The 17346-nt window shown below is 73.6% G+C and carries 12 protein-coding genes; 3 read left to right on the forward strand and 9 right to left on the reverse strand.

Translation table 11 applies throughout. The features are described 5' to 3' along the window. Nucleotides 1-31: 31 nt before the first annotated feature. The gene (locus BMX65_RS20130) at nt 32-247 is read right to left on the reverse strand and encodes a hypothetical protein (protein WP_075001732.1); all 216 of its coding nucleotides are present in this window, start codon (nt 245-247) and stop codon (nt 32-34) included. A gap of 142 nt (nt 248-389) precedes the next feature. Continuing rightward, nucleotides 390-1142, reverse strand: coding sequence for a GntR family transcriptional regulator (locus BMX65_RS20135; RefSeq protein WP_075001733.1), 753 nt, complete (start codon nt 1140-1142; stop codon nt 390-392). Between the two features lie 383 nt (nt 1143-1525). Between BMX65_RS20135 and BMX65_RS20140 the strand changes: the two genes are divergently transcribed. Next, the gene (locus tag BMX65_RS20140; RefSeq protein ID WP_079171990.1) at nt 1526-2113 is read left to right on the forward strand and encodes a hypothetical protein; all 588 of its coding nucleotides are present in this window, start codon (nt 1526-1528) and stop codon (nt 2111-2113) included. A 218-nt stretch (nt 2114-2331) separates the two neighbouring features. Here BMX65_RS20140 and BMX65_RS20145 read toward each other — a convergent pair whose 3' ends face one another. Further along, nucleotides 2332-2976 carry a helix-turn-helix domain-containing protein gene (locus tag BMX65_RS20145; protein ID WP_079171991.1) on the reverse strand — a complete coding sequence of 215 codons (645 nt, stop codon included), beginning with the start codon at nt 2974-2976 and terminating at the stop codon, nt 2332-2334. A gap of 14 nt (nt 2977-2990) precedes the next feature. Further along, nucleotides 2991-4379, reverse strand: a complete 1389-nt coding sequence (locus tag BMX65_RS20150; RefSeq protein ID WP_239502109.1) for an MFS transporter — start codon at nt 4377-4379, stop codon at nt 2991-2993. Between the two features lie 594 nt (nt 4380-4973). Here BMX65_RS20150 and BMX65_RS20155 point away from each other — a divergent pair. Further along, nucleotides 4974-6263, forward strand: coding sequence for a glycoside hydrolase family 18 protein (locus BMX65_RS20155; RefSeq protein ID WP_075001735.1), 1290 nt, complete (start codon nt 4974-4976; stop codon nt 6261-6263). A 160-nt stretch (nt 6264-6423) separates the two neighbouring features. Here BMX65_RS20155 and BMX65_RS20160 read toward each other — a convergent pair whose 3' ends face one another. The 4 genes from BMX65_RS20160 to BMX65_RS20170 form a co-directional block, all read right to left on the reverse strand. Next, the gene (locus BMX65_RS20160) at nt 6424-9762 is read right to left on the reverse strand and encodes a lantibiotic dehydratase (protein ID WP_075001736.1); all 3339 of its coding nucleotides are present in this window, start codon (nt 9760-9762) and stop codon (nt 6424-6426) included. Continuing rightward, nucleotides 9759-11156 carry a lanthionine synthetase C family protein gene (locus tag BMX65_RS20165; protein WP_162637670.1) on the reverse strand — a complete coding sequence of 466 codons (1398 nt, stop codon included), beginning with the start codon at nt 11154-11156 and terminating at the stop codon, nt 9759-9761. The genes BMX65_RS20160 and BMX65_RS20165 overlap by 4 nt, the downstream gene beginning before the upstream one ends. A 188-nt stretch (nt 11157-11344) precedes the next feature. Next, nucleotides 11345-11497 (reverse strand): hypothetical protein, encoded by a 153-nt coding sequence (locus BMX65_RS32975; RefSeq protein WP_019357929.1) that lies wholly within the window; start codon nt 11495-11497, stop codon nt 11345-11347. 321 nt (nt 11498-11818) lie between these two features. Continuing rightward, nucleotides 11819-13858 carry an ATP-binding cassette domain-containing protein gene (locus BMX65_RS20170; RefSeq protein ID WP_075001738.1) on the reverse strand — a complete coding sequence of 680 codons (2040 nt, stop codon included), beginning with the start codon at nt 13856-13858 and terminating at the stop codon, nt 11819-11821. A 902-nt stretch (nt 13859-14760) separates the two neighbouring features. On the opposite strand from BMX65_RS20170, the gene BMX65_RS20175 reads away from it, so the two are divergent. Then, nucleotides 14761-15954: a hypothetical protein gene (locus BMX65_RS20175; protein WP_075001739.1), complete on the forward strand. Its 1194-nt coding sequence runs from the start codon at nt 14761-14763 to the stop codon at nt 15952-15954. Nucleotides 15955-16104: 150 nt separating this feature from the next. Here BMX65_RS20175 and BMX65_RS20180 read toward each other — a convergent pair whose 3' ends face one another. Then, entirely contained in the window at nt 16105-17328 is a 1224-nt protein-coding gene (locus BMX65_RS20180; RefSeq protein ID WP_075001740.1) for a GNAT family N-acetyltransferase, read from the reverse strand. Nucleotides 17329-17346 lie beyond the last annotated feature (18 nt).

The raw sequence follows: 17346 nt of genomic DNA on the forward strand, positions 1-17346 counted from the left end.
CGGGAGCGGGAAGGGGAGCGCGCGTGCGGCGTCAGCCGCGACCGCCGTCCGCGTGCTCCGGGTGCACAGCCAGCCGGTCCCGGTGCTCCACCAGATACCCCTCGGCCTGTTCGCTCAGCCGTTCGGCGAGATGCTGCGCCTCGGCCCGGGTGGCATAGCTGCCGACGCGGTAGCGATTGCCGTGGCAGTCCTGGCGGATGAGCTGCCAGGGCAGCACCGCGTCACTGTCGCCGCTCGCACTTCGCATATGCCGGAGCTTACGCCCGGCCCTCACTCACCGCATTCGGCTTTGCACATTGCGGTCAACATTTCGGCCAGGCGTTCGCCCGCCCGGCGGCGGCGCCCCGGCGCGCCTCAGCGGCAGAACCGGACCGTACGCGCCGGGTCGGCTACTTCACCGGCAGGTGGTACGCCAGCTTGAACCGGTCGGCGGGCACCACCACATCCGCCGTCTCCACCGGGCGCTTGCCGGCGAAGTAGGTCCGCGCGATCACGAGTACGGCGTGCCCCGGGACGCCGCCCAGCGCCGTCATCTCCCCCGCCCGGCCGGGGCGGCTCGCGACCTCCTCGGTCACGTTGTCCACCACCAGGTCGATCGCCGCCATCCGCTCCACCACCCCCCGGCCGCCCAGCGGCCCCTCCTCGGGCAGCATGACCGGCGTCCGGCCCGTCACCGCCAGCGGCTCCCAGGAGACGGAGAGCATCACCGGGTCGCCGCCGACATGGAAGACGTAGCGGGTACGCATCACTCGGTCACCGCGCTCGATGAACAGCCGCTCGGCGATGTCGGCCGAGGCGTCCTCCTGCTCGCTCTGCGATTCCCAGGTGCCTCGCACCCGCTCGTCCGACTGCTCCTGGCGGAAGGGCGTGCACTCCCCCAGCGAGCGGTAGCCGGTGCGGGAGACCCGGCGGGCGGCGGGCAGCTCCCGCACATAGGTCCCGGAGCCGGAACGACCCTCGACCAGCCCTTCCGCCATCAGCACCTTGCGCGCCTCCAGCGCGACCGTGTCGGAGACGCCGTACTCCTCGCGGATGCGGGCCTGCGAGGGGAGGCGGGTGTGCGGCGGAAGAGATCCGTCCGCGATCTTGCTGCGCAGATCCGAGGCCACGCGCAGATACGCGGGTTGCTCACCGAATGGCACGTGTGCCCTCCCCGTTTCGGCCAGATGCCGAGTGAAGCTGACGGGCACCGGGCGATACTGACGGTCAGCAACAGCTTGGCAACAGAGCGTTGTTGCCCGCAACAGTCGGCCAAAGTTTCACCCGATGTGATGAGCACCTGCTCAGACCCGCCCGACCCGCCCTCAACAGCGCGACGCCGGGCGGGCCGTCGACGGGAGGCCGGTACGGGAACGGCGCCAGGGCCCGGGCAGGTCCGGGGGGCCGGCCGGGGCGGACCCGGGGGCGCGGAGCCGATAGTCTGCCGCATCACCGGCCACTCGGGGCGTATCCGGCCGAGGCCGTACCTGCGGCTCGAGGCACCCGCATCGACGGCACACACCATCTCGGCACGGGAGAGCGCCCGATGACGTTCCGGCAGCACATGAGGCAGCAGACGGTCAGCGCGCTGGGAGAGCTGACCGGCGGGCCCGCCTCCGACGTCTACGCCGTCACGTTCCGCATCGACAGCGTCGACCAGGACCCGCGCTTCCCCTACCTGGCGCTCGGCTGCACCACAGAGGACGAGCCGGCCCGGCTGCTCGCGCAGCCGGAACCCCCCGGCCCCTGGGAAGCCCGCTGGCACTACGCCTACTTCCCCCCGTCGGGACTGGACGGCATCCGCGTTCTGGGGAACGACGCGGAACACGACCCGCACGGTGCCGCACTGCACCGCCGGGAGGCCGAAGCGGACGGCCTCTGGTACGAGGACGACGCCCCCGAGCACGTGCAGGACGAACGGGGAGCACTCCTCGAGACCCGGTTCCGCGAACTCTGCGTCGACCTGGCCCGGCTGCTCCACACCGAAGGCGACCTGGTGCGCGCCCTCGGACGGCCGGTGCCCGTCCTCCTCTACGACATGTTCGACCCCGAGGCGATGTTCGCCCTCACCCGCGCCGCCAACCCGCCCGATTCCGTGGCGGACTTCCTCGCCGGGGACGGGCCGTCCACCTGAGCCCGGAGGGTTGTTCACAACCGTGCGGGCAAGCCGCCGCTGCCGTGCCCGCAGCGGCCCGCAGCGGCACGCGGCGGCACGCGGCGGCACGCGGCGGCACGCGGCGGCACGCGGCGGCACGGAGCGCGGGATTCCGCCGCCCGACCGCGGAACGCCCCGGCGCGTCCGCGTGCCGCAGCCTCGTCCGCAGCCACCGCACATGACCGGCCGGACGAGACCTAGTCGGCCGGCTCGGCGGGCGGGGTGCTCTCCGCCGCTCGCATCGCGAACAGCACCATCGTCGCGCTGACCCGCACCGCGCCGTCCGTACCGGGCGGGAGCGCACAGCGGTGGAGTTCGTCCCCCACCTCTCTGGCGCGCTCGCGCACCCCGGCCCACACCTCCGGCTCCAGCCAGACCTCCGCGTCGGTCATCTCCCCCCGCACCGCAGTGTCCCGCTGGGCCGTGCGCCGCCGCAGCTCCTCGCCCAGCGCACCGGCGAGCGCGAGGTACGCGTCGACGCCCTGCGGCACACCGCGGCCCAGTCGCTCGCCGCTGTCGGGGTCGTGGCGATAGCGCTTGGCCGTGCCGCCCCGTACGGTCACCTCGCCCACCGCGTCGACGAGTCCGGCCTGATGCAACCTGCGCAGGTGGTAACTGACATTGGCCTGCGACTGGTCCAGGATCCGGGCCGCCTCCGCCGCGCTGTACGCCTCGCCGGTCAGCAGGGAGAGCAGCCGCAACCGCAGCGGATGGGCCAGCACCCGCAGATCCGCCACGGACGCCTCGGTGGCCGCGGAATCGACGGCGGCGCCCTGCGCGGCAGCGGTACGGGAGGTGCCCGGGCCGGGCGGGCCGGACGGACCGGAACGGGAGTGCGGCATCCGGCCAGTCTGCCTCACACCGCCGCGTGCTCCGGGGCTCCCTCGTCCGGCGCCGTCCCGCCCGCTGTCAGCCCCCGCACCTGGCTGCTGCCGAGCGCGCCCGCCGTCACCAGCAGGACGAGTCCGACCCCGCACAGCAGCGTCGGACGGACGCCGAAGCGTTCCGCCAGTGGTCCGGCGGCCATCTCGCCGAGCGGGAGGGCGAGCGTGGAGCCCAGCGCGTCGTAGGAGTAGACGCGGGCCAACGTGTCCTGCGGGACGTTCTCCTGGAGCGAGAGGTCCCAGGCCACGCTGAACTGCTCCAGCGCGATGCCGTTCACGAACATCGCCACCAGCAGCAGCGCCAGGCCGGCCGACTCCGCGAGGGCGACGAGCGGCAGCGCGTCCAGGGCCACGACGGCCACCCCGATCCGCAGCGCGTGGCGGGACCGGGACCGCGCCACGAGCAGCCCGCCGACCAGAGCGCCGGCCATCTGGGTGGCCAGGACGAAGCCCCAGGCGGCACGGCCGAAGGTCGCGTCGGCGACGGTCGGTCCCAGCACCTGGATGCCGCCTGCCGAGACCGCGTTCACCACGAAGAACTGCAGTACCACGACCCACACCCAGGTGCGGGAGGCGAACTCGCGCCAGCCCTGGCGCATGTCCTGCCAGGGCCGCGCCCGCTCGGCGGACCCGGTGGACCCGACGGCCGGCACGGGATCGGGAACCGGCACAGGGGCGCGAACCGGCACGGGATCGGGAACCGTCGCGGGCTCCGCGGCCGCAGCGGACGACGGGACTGCGGCGCGTCCGGCGAGTACGCGCCCGGTGAGGCGGTAGGCGGCCGCGGCGCCCAGGAAGGCCGCGCCGTCGAGCACCATGCCCCATCCCGGACCCGCGACGGCTGCCAGCATGCCACCGAGCGAGGTCCCCGCGATCATGCCTGTGTTGAGCCCCATCCGGGAGAGCGCGTTGCCGGGCCGCAACTCGTCCGGCGGCACGGTGCGGGGCAGCAGCGCAGCGGAAGCCGGTATGGAGACGGCCGCCACGGCCCCCTGCACCATGCTGAGGACCAGCAGCGCAGCGATCGGCGCCCGGTCGGCCAGTACGGCCAGCCCCACGCCGCTCTGCACCAGCGCGGCGGACGCGGCAGCGCCCTGGAGCACCAGCGCCCGCGGCAGCCGGTCGGCCAGCAGCCCGCCGAAGATCAGCAGCACGACGCTGCTGACGGACCGGGCGCCGACGACGAGTCCCACGTCCACCGCGGAGCCGCCGAGGTCCAGCACGGCGAAAGCGAGCACGACGGGCGCCATGGAGTTGCCGAAGAAGGTCAGGGACCGGCCCACCGTGAGCGCGCGGAAGGCGCGATGACGCAGGACCCCGCGGAGCACGTCGCGGTCGGGGCGGGGGGAGGAGATGGCCACGCGGTGAGTGTGCGGCACGCGGAGCCAACCGTCAAACACTTCTTTGAGGGTAGTCGGGGCCGGACCGGCTCCAGTCCCCGGAAACCCGTCGTCCCCGCACACCACCGGTGCGCGGGGACGAGGACGAGCCGTCGGCTACTCTCCGCCGCCGTCCGAGTCGCTTCCACTGGAGGAGCCGCCGTCGTCACCGGACTGTGAACGCCTGTTCCTGTCATCACCTGTCATGGGCGAAGCATTCCTGGCGGGACGCCCGGACAACCGCGGCCCCGGGCACGGCTTGCGGAACGAGACGCACCGGCCGCCAGGGCGCAGCGCCTCGGGACGACCGGCCGGTACGCGCCCCTGCTCCGTGCCGTCTGCTGGTCCGTGCCGTCTGCCGAAGCCGCACGGAGACACCCGGAACACGCCCGTGCCGCCGGTCCGCCCGCGCACGGACTCCCCGTGCGGAAGTGAACCGGACGGTCACCGCGCCCGTTTCTGGGACCGGTGCCGGCAGAACCGGCACCGGTCCGCGACGTCGACGGACCGGTGCGGCTCTCACGTGTCCAGGGGTGAACGCCGCGCACCTTCCCCCGCCCCCTACGCGAGGTGACCATGCTCGGATCGGACAGCAGACAGGACTTCTCCCCCGCAGCCGGTGGATTCCACCGCCGCGCCCTCTTCGCCGTCCTGAGCGGCTTGTGCGTGGCCGCCGTGGTCGCCGCGCTGCTCGCGGTCGACACCTCCGGCGGGAGCGACGAGCGGGCGGGGCTGGCCGGGGGCACGCACGCGTCGGAGACGGGCGGGCCCAAGAACGTCGGCTACTTCACCGAATGGGGCGTCTACCAGCGCAACTACCACGTCAAGAACATCGAGACCTCCGGCTCGGCGGACAAGCTCACGCACATCAACTACGCCTTCGGCAACGTCCAGGGCGGCAAGTGCACCCCCGGTGACAGCTACGCCGACTACGAGAAGACCTACACCGCCGAACAGAGCGTCGACGGCGAGGCCGACACCTGGGACCAGCCGCTGCGCGGCAACTTCAACCAGCTCCTGAAGCTCAAGAAGAAGCACCCGGACCTGAAGGTGCTGTGGTCGTTCGGCGGCTGGACCTGGTCCAAGGGCTTCACCGAAGCTGCCGAGAACCCGGAGGCGTTCGCCGAGTCCTGCTACAACCTGCTCGACGACCCGCGCTGGAAGGGGCTCTTCGACGGCATCGACATCGACTGGGAGTACCCCAACGCCTGCGGACTGAGCTGCGACACCAGCGGCGAGGGCGCCTTCGCGAAGCTGATGAAGGCGCTGCGGGGCAAGTTCGGCGACAAGCTGGTGACCGCGGCCATCAGCGCCGACGCCACCGACGGCGGAAAGATGCAGGCGTCCGGGTACTACCGGGAGGCCGCCCAGTACGTCGACTGGTACCTGCCGATGACCTACGACTACTTCGGCGCCTTCGACAAGGAAGGGCCCACCGCGCCCCACTCGGCGCTGGAGGACTACGACGGCATCCCCAAGAAGCTCTTCGACACCAAGTCCTCCATCGCGGCCCTGCTGTGGAACGGCGTCCCGCCGGAGAAGATCCTGATGGGGCTCGGCTTCTACGGCCGCGGCTGGACCGGGGTGACGCAGAAGGAGCCCGGCGGCACGGCGACGGGCCCGGCCCCCGGCACCTACGAGCAGGGCATCGAGGACTACAAGGTGCTCAAGGACCGCTGCCCCGCCAACGGCACGGTCGGCGGCACGGCCTACGCGTACTGCGGCGACGAGTGGTGGAGCTACGACACCCCCGAGACCCTGAAGGGCAAGGTCGCCTGGGGTGAGAAGCAGAAGCTGGGCGGCACCTTCGTCTGGGAGCTGAGCGGCGACACCCCGGACGGCGAGCTGATCAAGTCGATCCGCTAGACGGGGGCAGCCCCGCACCGAACCCCGCACGGGCGGCCCCGCGGTTCCGTACCGCGGGGCCGCCCGCTGCGCGGACACGGAGGTGCGGACGGCTGCCGCCCCGGACGCAGGTGACGGCCGGCGTCCCCGGAGTGTGCGCGGTCAGCAGCCGCGCCCCGGCTCAGCCCGCGGCATGCGCCGCGCGGTCGAGGAGGCGGCGCCAGGTTCCGTAGGAGAGGGCCTCGTCGGAGGGGCGCAGGCCCATCCGGTTGCAGTGCATGTGCAGCAGAGACAGGACGATGTCGCCGCGGTCCGCCTGGAGTTCGCCGGCCCGCTCCAGCTCGGCCATCCGCCGGGTGAGCCGCTCCGCGGCCGGGCGCCACACGGCGTCGGCCCCGTCGAGCAGTTCGCGGACCGGGCCGTCGTCCGTGCGGGCGGTCCACAGGCCGCGGCCGACCGTGCGGTAGAGGTCGCCACCGGCGTTGCGCTGCGCCGCGAGGCGGGCGAGGGCGTGCCGCTCCTCGGGATCGGGGACGAGGGAGCCGCACAGCCGGTCGAGGGTGAGGGCGGCCAGCGCGGCACGTTCCCGGGACGCGTCCAGGCCGAGGGGTGGCAGCCCCGGCAGACCGGTTCCGGAGGCGCGCAGCTTCCGGAGGAGCTGGACGACGGCCGCACTGTCCTGCCGGAACCATTCCTCGGCGTCCGCGATCAGCTCGGGGCCGCCGTAGCGCTCGACCTCGCGCTGATAGCTGACGAAGGTGTGGTCCGCGAGGTGCCCGCCCCGGGCGAGTTCGTACGCCCAGGCGGTCACCTCGCGCAGCACGTCCGCACGCACGGACTCCTCGGGTATGTGGAACCGCACCCGCAGATGGGGGGCCGGATCGCCGTAGCGCAGGAAGAACGGGGAGGGCACGCCGTACTGTTCGGCCAGCCGGCCGGTGAGACCGGCCAGGCCCGCGCCGAGCAGGGTGTCGTGCGCGTCCGGCTCGGCGTAGAGCTTCACGGCCAGCCAGTCGCTGCCGATCCGCTTGCTCCGTGCCCCGGGGTCCGCAACGTCGGGGACGGACCGGGGCCGGATGTGCCGGGCCACCGGGCCCGGGTCCTCGCCGGTCCGGACGAGGGGCACCACGATCTCGGAGGCGTACGGTTCTCCGGCGGTGTCCCGCAGGAAGCCCTCGTCCGGCGCGGGCAGCACCTCCTCCAGGGTGATCCCGTCGTCGGTGGCCCGGTCCAGGCTGTCGCGCAGCTCGCGCAGCGAGGCGGCGCTGGTGAGGTCGAGCAGCAGGGCGTTGTCGTTGTCGGTGAGGTTGACCAGGCGGGGCACCATCCACGTGTCGGCCCAGACGCCGACGGCTTCGGCGAACGCGGCCGTCGCGGCGTCCGCCCCGCCGCCTTCTCCGCCGCCCTTCCCGCCGTCGCCGCCGCCGGAGCCCGGTGCCAGGTCGCCGGGACGCAGCCGCCACCGTGCCCGGCGCAGCACCAAGTCCCCCCGTTCGACGCGGGGCAGGAACGGCATGGTCCAGGTCAGGCTCTCCCAGCTGAACCACGAGACGGTGCCCGAGAGGCCCTGGGAGACCTCCAGCATGAACCGGCAGGGGTCGGGCGCCCCCGCCCAGTTGAGCATCGCGCGGTCCGTGACGTGCAGTCGGCGGCCCAGCGAGCGGCTGCGCAGATAGAGCTTCCCGTCGGCCACCCCGACCAGGACGTCGTCCAGCCGGATCACCCGGTCCTCGTCCCGGCCGGGGGTGACGTTCACCGGCAGCTCCCAGGTGTGCACGGTGGGCCGGATCGTGACGTTGACGGAACGGGCGTGCTGGGGCAGGGAGGACAGTTCGGCGCAGACGGCGTCGCCCTGGCGCTGTTCCTCGGCGGCGGCCAGCTCGCGCAGCGACGTACGGGTCTCCTCGTCGAAGAGGTCGTGGAAGCGGGAGAAGGTCCTCCCGCCCATCACCACTCCGGCGGTGCCGCAGACGGCGCGCCAGCGCTCACGGCCCGGACCCGGTGCCAGCAGGCCGAGATACAGATCGAGGACCGGCATCGGCGGCCGGTGGTCGTCCTCGGCGGCCGAGACCTCGGTGAGCTCGTCGAGCAGCCGGTCCTCGAGCTGGACGCTCAGCTCCCGGCGGGCCAGGGCCCCGGTGACCATCCGGTTCAGCACGGCCTCCCGGGGCCGCTCGTCCGGCCGGTCCGCTCCGTCCACGGCCCGCTGGGCGACGCCCGGCAGCGGGTACGCCTGTCCCGGGGAGCGGTATCGGCGCGGCGGGCCGAGGCCGGTCTCCGGGGTAAGTGCCTCCAGCAGGGGGATCTCGGAGCGGTGGCCGTAGCGTTCGGAGAACGCGTCGGCGTACTCCGTGAGATGCGGCGGGTAGCGGTCCTCCGCGCCGACGCGCCGGAAGAGGCGGGCGGCCTCTTCCGCCAGCCCGGCCACGGCCCGGGGGAGGACGAGAGGCGCATCGAGGTTCAGCGTCGAGTCGATCTGCAGCGTCGGGCCCGAGTGTCCCCCGACAGCCTCGGGCATGGGTGTGCTCGCCGCCTCCAGCAGTGCGGACACCGGGATCTCACCCTGGTTGAACGCGCTGACCGCGGCCTCCACCCCGTCGATCGCCCCGGCGACGGCAGGATCGGTGACGGGAGGCAGCATCGAGCGCAGCAGCGAGGCGTCGTGGTCCGTCCGGCCGGTCGGGGGGACCAGCAGCCGGGGGCGCTCGGCGGTGATGAGGATGTCGCTGTCGAGGAGGCCGTCGAGCAGGGTCGTGATCCGCTCGGCGGCTGCCGTCGGGAAGTCCTCGATGAGCCGGGCGGTGAGGTCGCCGAGTGTCGTCGGCGTCCGGGTGTGGTCGAGCACGGACCGGATCGGCGCCGTGAGCCGTACGCTGACGGAGCGTCGGCCCTTGGGCGTGGTCCGGCCTCCGTCGCCGGGTACGGCGGTGCGGGCGGCCTCGGCACCGGCGTCGAGCCCGTAGCCCTCGGCCGTGGACAGCCACACCCGGCCGCGGGCCACGTGGAGCAGGTCGTTGCGCCGCACCCGCAGGTCGCGGGGCTGCTGTGCGCCGAAGGCGAGCCGCTTGACCAGGTGCATGACCCATCCGGAGTCCGCTCGTGCGCGGGCCGCTCCGATGGCGGTGTCGCCGAGCCGGGTGCGCTGCTCCTCGCCGAACACGCCGGTGGTGACGCCCGCGAAGAGGCCGAACGGCGTCGCGCGGAAGCTCATCCGGTTCAGATAGCGGCTCAGACCGCGGACGGCCTTGCGGCTGTCCTTGCGGCCGAGGCTGTCGAACCGCTCCACGGCGTCCGCCAGATGGGGCGAGGCGGCCCGCACGGCATCCGGTATGCCCGGGGTGGACCACAGCTTGCGGAGCTGGTTCGCGTAATCGTCCTGCCAGGCGTCGGCGTGCACGGCCTCGCCGTCCGCGGCGGGCAGCGACCTGAGCAGTTCGAGCATCGGGCGGGCGGGCAGAGCCGGGGCCCTGAGCATGAAGAACCCGCAGGCCCGGTAGGTGTCGGCACTCTCTTCGGTCACTTCTCCCCCATGCCTCGGTCCGGTCCCGTCTCCGCTCCGGTCCCGCCCGACTGGTGCCCGCGGGCCGGTCTCGGGGTCAGGAACAGCAGCTCGTCCCACTCGGCCGCCGTGCCGGAGACGGCACCGAGGAGGGCGAGCATGACTCCGGCCGCACCGGTCAGCAGGCCGGGACTGTGCTCGTGCCCTCCCCACGGGTCGTAGTCGGGGAAGAGGTAGGGGTGGTCCGGGTCCGCGTAGGAGCACATCCGGGACAGGAACGCGTCGTGCATGCGCCGCAGATCCGGCAGGCCGGTCTGGGCGGCGGCCCGGCCGTAGACGGTCACCAGTCCCGCCAGCCCGTGGCACAGCGTGGGCGAGTTGATGCGCTGCTGCTCGGCCGGGGTGCGTTCGAGGCCCTGCAGGGTGGCCACCGCGAGGTCGGTGGGCTCCGGCTCGCCGCAGGCCGCCGAGGCCGGCAGCAGGGACGCGGCGACCCCGGGCGGGCCGTAGCACCAGGCGCTCCTGGCCGGTACCTGCTCGGCGCCGGTGTCGGGGCGTCCGGAGTCCGGGTGGGGCAGCAGAAGGTTGGCCCATGCCGGATAGTCGAGGCTGTCGATGCGCAGCGCTTCGAGCGTCCGGGCGAGTTCGCGGACGCCTTGCCGCACCCGGTGCGAGCGTGCCTCCTGGTCCGCGGTGCCGGCCGCGTGGGCGGTGTCGGGGCGGCAGAGGGCCGCGAGGATGCCGGGTGGCCCGTGGGCGAATCCCAGGTTGTACACGCCGTCGGGAAACTGCTTCACATATCCCGGGAGGGGCGTCGGCTCTCCGTCGGGGCCCAGGATGGTGGGGAAGTGCGAGGGTGCGCAGAACCATCTGAGCGGGCCGCCGTCGTCCCGGGTCAGCTCCACCAGATAGTCGACGAGGCGGTCTGCGGCCTCCCGGGTGACGTCCGTCGCCCGCCCGCCGAGGACGTCCGCGGCCTTGCGGAGCGCGGCGAGCCAGCCGGCCGCGCCGCCGATGACGTCGTAGTCGTGCGAGGCGACGCTTCCCGGGGCGGGGTTCAGCGAGATCGCCCGGGTCTGCCGGGCCAGTTGGTCGGTCATCGTGGCCAGCGTCGGGAGGTAGCGCGGCTCCAGACGGGCGTACTCGGTCACCGCCCAGACGACACCCGCGGTGCCGAGGTACAGACCGGGCGCCTGCAGGGGCGCGGCGGCACTCATCTCGGCGGTGCGCCGCAGATGGAGCTGTCCCGCTTTGAAGTAGCGGTCCTCGTCGAAGACTTCGGCCGCGTACCGGAGAGCGAGCGCGATGCCGGGGGCGCCGTCGGCGAGGTCCGCCTTCTCCGCGGCGCCGCCGGCCGATTCCATGAGCCGGTCCGCCACCTCGCGAGCCAGCCGCAGAGCCTCTTCGTCGGTCACTTTCTCCGCCGGACCGGCCTCCATGGCGCCCTCTCTCAGCCTCTTCGGTGCATCTCGGCCTTCGTGGCGAACAACCAGACGGAGGGCTCTGAGACCCCCTGTGCACGGACCGCGGGGCCCTCCGCGTGGCTCACCGTGGATGTGCGTCACCTCAGGGACGACGGTGTCAGCACATCAGATGTGGCGTCTCAGCAGCACGTGCTGAGCGTGTCGGTGCAGAGCGAGGTGCGCGAGGTCTCGCAGCCGCCGTTGTTCGTCGCCGCGGCGGAGCTGGTGGAGACCGCGGTGTGCCCCACACGCAGGTCGAGGGCGAACTCGTCGTCGAGCAGTTCTTCGTTCATTTCGTTCCCTCCGGACAGAGGTCAGCAATGACTTCTCCGCGAGATCGACGCTCGTACGCGCGCCGGGCCTCCCGGAGCCTCGTGGAACGTAATCGAGCAACATCAGCAGCGTCAACACACCAGCCACATACGCCACTTGAGAGTTTCACCGCCTGTTCCGGGCGCCCCGGTGGCGTGGAGTCCGGAGACCTCGACAGACCGCCACGACCGCCAGTTCAGCACCCCGTGGCAGCAGCAGCGACAGCGGAAACACACCTTCCCGTTCATCCGGCTTGTCCTGCCCTGCCCTGCGAAGTGGGCAGAACTCCGGCCGAATCGCCTTCAGTCGGCTGCCCCCGTGCCCTGCTGCGGCGGAACGGCCATGCCGCTGCGGGGCGCGGGGACGGCACCCACCGGGAACGAGGTGAGCCCGTACTGCGCGGCCTGCGCGTCGAACATGCCCCGGTACAGCCCGCCGTCCCGGCCCATGAGCCCCTCGTGGGTGCCGTGTTCGGCGATGTGCCCGCGGTCCAGGACATAGATGTGGTCAGCGGAGGCGGTCGCGGCGAGCCGGTGGGTGACCAGCACGACCGCGACCCCGCTGTCGGCCAGGGTCCGCAGCCGGTCGAACGCCTCGATCTCGGCGTGCGGGTCGAGCGCCGAGGTCGGCTCGTCGACCAGCAGGAACGGCGCACCCCGGTAGAGGCTGCGGGCCGTGCCCAGCTTCTGCCACTGACCGCCCGAGAGCTGCACCCCGCGTTCGTAGCCCTTGAAGACGATGGAGTCCCAGCCGTGCGGCAGGCCCTCGATCAACTCGGCCACGTCGGCCGCGCGCGCCGCCTCCCGGACCCGGGCCATGTCCCGCGGACGGTCCCCGGCACCGACGGCGACGTTCGCGGCGGCCGTCATCTGCCAGTTGGGGAAGTCCTGGGTCAGCATCCCCACCGACCGGAAGACGTCGGCGCGGGCGGCCTCGCGCACCTCCACCCGCTCCCCCTCCGGACCCACCCACCACACGTCACCGCTGTCGGGCAGCAGCAGCCCGCCCAGGATCTTGGCCAGCGTGGATTTGCCGGAGCCGTTCGCGCCCACGAGCGCGGTCACCGCGCCCCGCCGCACGGACACGTCCACCCGGTGCAGCGCGGGCACCGTGGCCCCGGGGTAGGTGAAGGAGACGTCCCGCACCTGGATCTCCCGCACCGGCGAGGGCAGCGGCCTCCCCGTGGCGGGGATGGCGTGCCCGGCCGCCAGCCGGACGGCCTCCTCGGTGTCGCCGAGCCGGAGCATCTCCTCGTACATGCGGTTCACCTGCTGCACCAGCGAGGTGAGGCGCGCGGTGGAGGTACGGATGGCGACCACGGCGGTGCCGCCCACCGCGATCGGGAGACCGCCGCTGGTCAGCAGCCACCACAGCACGCCGTAGCAACCCAGGGACGCCAGACCGGAGAACGCCGCGGCGACCAGGTCGGTCCGGGCCTGGGCGCGGGCCAGCCGCCGCTGCTCGGTCTCCATCAGTCCGGACATCTCCTCGTACCCGCGCAGCAGCAGCGAGCCCGCCGCATGCGCCCGGATCTCCCCGGCGGCGTGCGGCATCGTCAGGTACTGGAGCAGAGTGGCGACCGCCCGGCGGTGGTCCACCCAGTGCCGCCGGGAGGTGTACTCCCGGCGTGCCGAGCGCACCGCCCCCCAGGCTTTGGGCAGCGCGATGGCCAGCAGCATCGGCAGCAGCGCCCAGTGCAGCGAGGCCAGCACGACGGCGGCGGCCACCATGCCGATCACGACGTTGGAGGCCCCCACGGACAGGCTGAGCATGCGCCGGGCCGACTCCGTGCCGAACTTGCCCGCCTCCAAGTGGCGTTGGATCTCGGGCTTCTCCGTCGCCGCGACCTCCACCCGGGTGACCGCCCGGTAGTAGCGGAGCGAGACGGCCCGCTCGACCTGCGGCTCCAGCCGGCCGGACATCGCCGTCGACCAGGCCGCCAGCACCGCCATGCCCACGGAGACGAGAGCCAGCAGCACCAGCGCCGGAACGGACTCCCGCAGCTTGTCGTCCGTCGGCCCGTTCGCGAACAGACTGCCGAGCACGCCGTTGATCGCCACGAGCCCGAACGCGGTGGTCAGGCCCTGGCCGGCCTGCGCCACCACGACCCCGGCCAACGCGCGCGGGTCGGTTTCCCAGCCGGCCCGCAGGACCACGCCCATCATGCGCGGCAGCGCGGCCGCCATCTGCCCGAAACGCAGCCGCGCCACCGAGCCCTCGTGCTCGACGAACGCGTCGTCCCAGCGCAGTCGCCCTCCGAACAGCTCCCGTTCCGCCGCCGAGACGCCGTCCTCGCCCGCCGGTTCCGAGGCGCGGGCGGTGGATTCCGAGCCTTGGGCCATGGTCTTCGAGTCCTGGTCGGTGGACTCCGAGCCCGGGGGCGTGGACCCCGGACCCGGGGGCGTGGGCTGGAAGCCCGGGGGCGTGGGCTCCGAGCCCTGAGCCGTGCGCTTCCTGCCCCGAGCCGTGCGCTTCGGGTCCCGGGCCCCCGGCGCCGAGTCCTCGCGGTGCCGGCTCGCCCGGCCCGGCTCGCCACTCGCGGCCGAGGTCGGTTCGGGGCCGCCCGCGCCGACGGTCCCGCTCACTCCGACCTCCCAGGCGCCGGGTCTGCCGCGCACCGTGCGGAGCGGTCCGCCCGGAGTCGTCGGCGTACGGCAAGACCGCTCTCGGGGGCGCGGCTCAGGATCACGTGGCCTCCAATTCGGGCGCGTCGGGGACGAGGTCGGGGCTCCCCGGCTGAAGCGGGCCGCGGCCACGGACACCTGAAGCACCAGCCCCGGCCCGCGCTCCGGCCGGTTCGGAAACCGGGCTCCGGAGGGCGGGCGGACGCCACCGGCACCTCCCGGCCGGGGGACCGCGGGGGATCACCGTACTCACGCATCGGCACAAATCCGAGAGCGGGGCGCCCAGTTCGACCGCGCGTCCCGTCCGGACGCGTCTGCGTGCCTCCGTCGGTCCGGGGGGCGATTCCCGAGCGCCGCGCGCCGACCGGACGGCAGGTGGAGCACAGGGCTTCGGCCTCGGACGCCTCGCGCGCCGCGCCGCGCCGCGCTCGGCGCCCGGCGCCCGGCCCCGCGCCCCGGTGCCGGTCCCAGCGCCGGGCCGGCACGGCGCAGGCGACCGGCACGGCGAGCACCGCGCGGCAGACCGGAGTCCGCAGGGAGCAACCGCACCGGCATCCGGCCCGGCCCCCGGCCCCTCCCGGCCGGGCCGGATTGTCGGTGGCCGCTGCTTCGATGTCGGCATGAGCACTGTGCACGAGACCGCCGCCCTTCTCCCCCACCCCGATCAGCTCCGCACCCATCTGCGTGCGCTGGCCGTCCTGGACGCGGCGATCGGCGACGATCCGGACTTCGTCGAGTACACCTTCGACCCCGACTGGAGTCCCCACACGGCGGCGGCGCTCATGGACAGCGGCTCGGGGGACGACTTCGCCGTCCTCTTCACCCCGGCCGGAGTGCTCATACGCGGCTTCGACCACGAGTCGGAGATGAGCCCGTACGGCACGGACGACGAGCAGGTCTGGCCCGGGGTCGTCGACGACGTGCCCGCGGCGCTGCGCCCGCTCCTGGACGAGCCCGCCTTCCACGCGACGGGCCTCGACGCCCCTCGGATCACCGCCTGCCTGTGGCGTGAGACCGGCGACACGGCCTGGCGCACCGGCTCGTCCATCGCCTTCCCCACCGGCACCGACGACCCGGACGGCTCCGGCTTCCTCTTCCACCTCCTCACCGACCGCTCCCCCGAAGCCGTCCAGGCCCACTTCGAGGAGTACTACGAACGTCCCGTCCCCCTGGACGCCATCCGCGACGTCCTCGCCGGACATCCCCTCACCCCCGCCCTCGCCAGGGCCCTCGACCCGGCCGCCTTCTCGGACGAGGCACTGCTCCGGAGAATCACCGCGCACCCGGAGGCCGCCTCCTATCTCTCCTGCGACGGCGAGTTCGACCTCGCCCGCACCGACCCGATCGAGTCGATCACGCTGCCCAACGGCCTGCCGGTGGAGCCGGTCGCCGGCTGCAATGCGGGCGGCACCCACTACCTGTGCGGCTCCGCCGCCTCCGACGCCCCCCGCGCCGTCCTCTACACCGACTCCGAGGGCCGGGCCACGCTCATCGCCGAGTCCCTCGCCGAGGCCCTGACCCTCGCCATCGTCCTGCCGTCCTGGCACGACGCCCTGGCCGGCCTCCGCCCCCCGGCCCTCGACTCCGACTATGACGAGGAACATCCGGACCATCCCGCCGTCCGCGACCGCCTCCTGGCCGCACTCGGACTCCCCCCGGCCACCGAGGAGGACGTCCTGGACCGCCTGCTCGCCGCGGCCGCCCGCACCGTCCCCGACGGGTTCCTCCCCCAGGCCCGGGACGAGGAGGAGTCCGCTTTCGAGCCGATGCTCGAACCGTCCGCCGCCCCGCGGAGCCGCCCCGGCCGGCACTGACACCCCGCGCGGACCGGTCGCGGCCTCCGGAGTGCGGACGGCGCGCCGGACCGCTCCGCACCGCGCGGCCGCAGGGCGGACATCCGCGGTCCGCACCGCGCGGCCGCAGAGCGGACGTCCGCGGGCTGCCGGCCGTCGGCCACCCGGCCGTCAGAAGGCGGGAAAGGCCCAGCCCGACGGGTGGAACGGGGCGCGCTCGCCGCGGAAGGCGAGCGAGACGGCGGCGACCGCGCCCGGCCGCAGTTCCTCGACGCGCCGCGCGGCGGCCAGCTCCGACAGGGTGGTGCCGCCCAGATACGCCGCGCCCAGTTCCGCTGAGGTCAGCCGCAGGTCGGGCCGGGCCCGGGTGGGTTCGCAGGTGACGGAGTCGCCGTCGGCGCACAGCCGGTGGCGTCCGGTGTTCCAGGGGCAGAACGTGTCCTGGACCTCCAGCACCACATCCAGAGGGGTCGCGTAGCGGCGTGCGGTCAGCGCGCGGTCGATGTCCACCAGCCGGACCCAGAGATTGTCGGTCACCGTGGGGCGGACCGCGCGCGGATCGGTCAGCAGATGCTTCAGCGGCTCGTCGACGGCGCCGTCGTAGACGAGACCGTCGTGCGCGTCGAGGTCGACGAGGAAGCGCCACAGGGCGGCGTACGACTGCCGCGAGGCCGCCGCGACCTCGATGACCCGTGCCACCCCCGCCTTGGAGCGGTAGAGAGCGTAGCCGGTCGCCTCTCCGCCGGGTTCCCGGTGGACGGCGAAGCGCAGCGCCGTGCCTCCGTCGCGTGCGCAGGCGCCGTCGGCGAGCCGCGCCTCCCAGTACTTCTCCGTCCGGTCCACCCACCCGACCGCGGTGCCGCGTACGGTCTCGTAGACCTTCTCCAGCAGCGGCCGGGCCTCCGCACGGTCGAGCAGGCGGACCGTGCCGTCGCCCAGGTCGGTACCGGGACGGAGGACCATGGACCTCCGGTCCCCCCGGATCTCGGCCACGTGGCTGCCGAGGCCGTACCCGAAGCGGCTGTAGATCGCGGCTTCGGCGGCGTTGAGAGCGGCGATCGGCTCGCCCCCCGTGTCGTGCAGGCCGGTGAGCTGCCTGCGCATCATCGAGGTGAGGATGCCGCGCCGCCGGTGGGTGGGCAGGACCGCGACGAGCGTGATGCCGGCGACGGGTACGGCGCCGCCGGGGACCGTCATGACGCGGCCGTAGACCGACGCGCCACCGACGATCTCCCGCCCGTCCCAGGCGGCGATGGTGCGGTCGGGGTCGAGTGAGGTGGCGGCGTTCCGCAGGCCGCCCTCCTGCCAGTCCTGGCCATAGGTCGTGGTGACCATCCGGGCCCACGCGTCGACTTCGTGCGCGGCGATGGTCCGCAATGGGTAGGTCGCTGTCATGCCCCGAGCGTGGCGGGG

Source organism: Streptomyces qinglanensis (genome assembly GCF_900111245.1).
Taxonomy (GTDB): domain Bacteria; phylum Actinomycetota; class Actinomycetes; order Streptomycetales; family Streptomycetaceae; genus Streptomyces; species Streptomyces qinglanensis.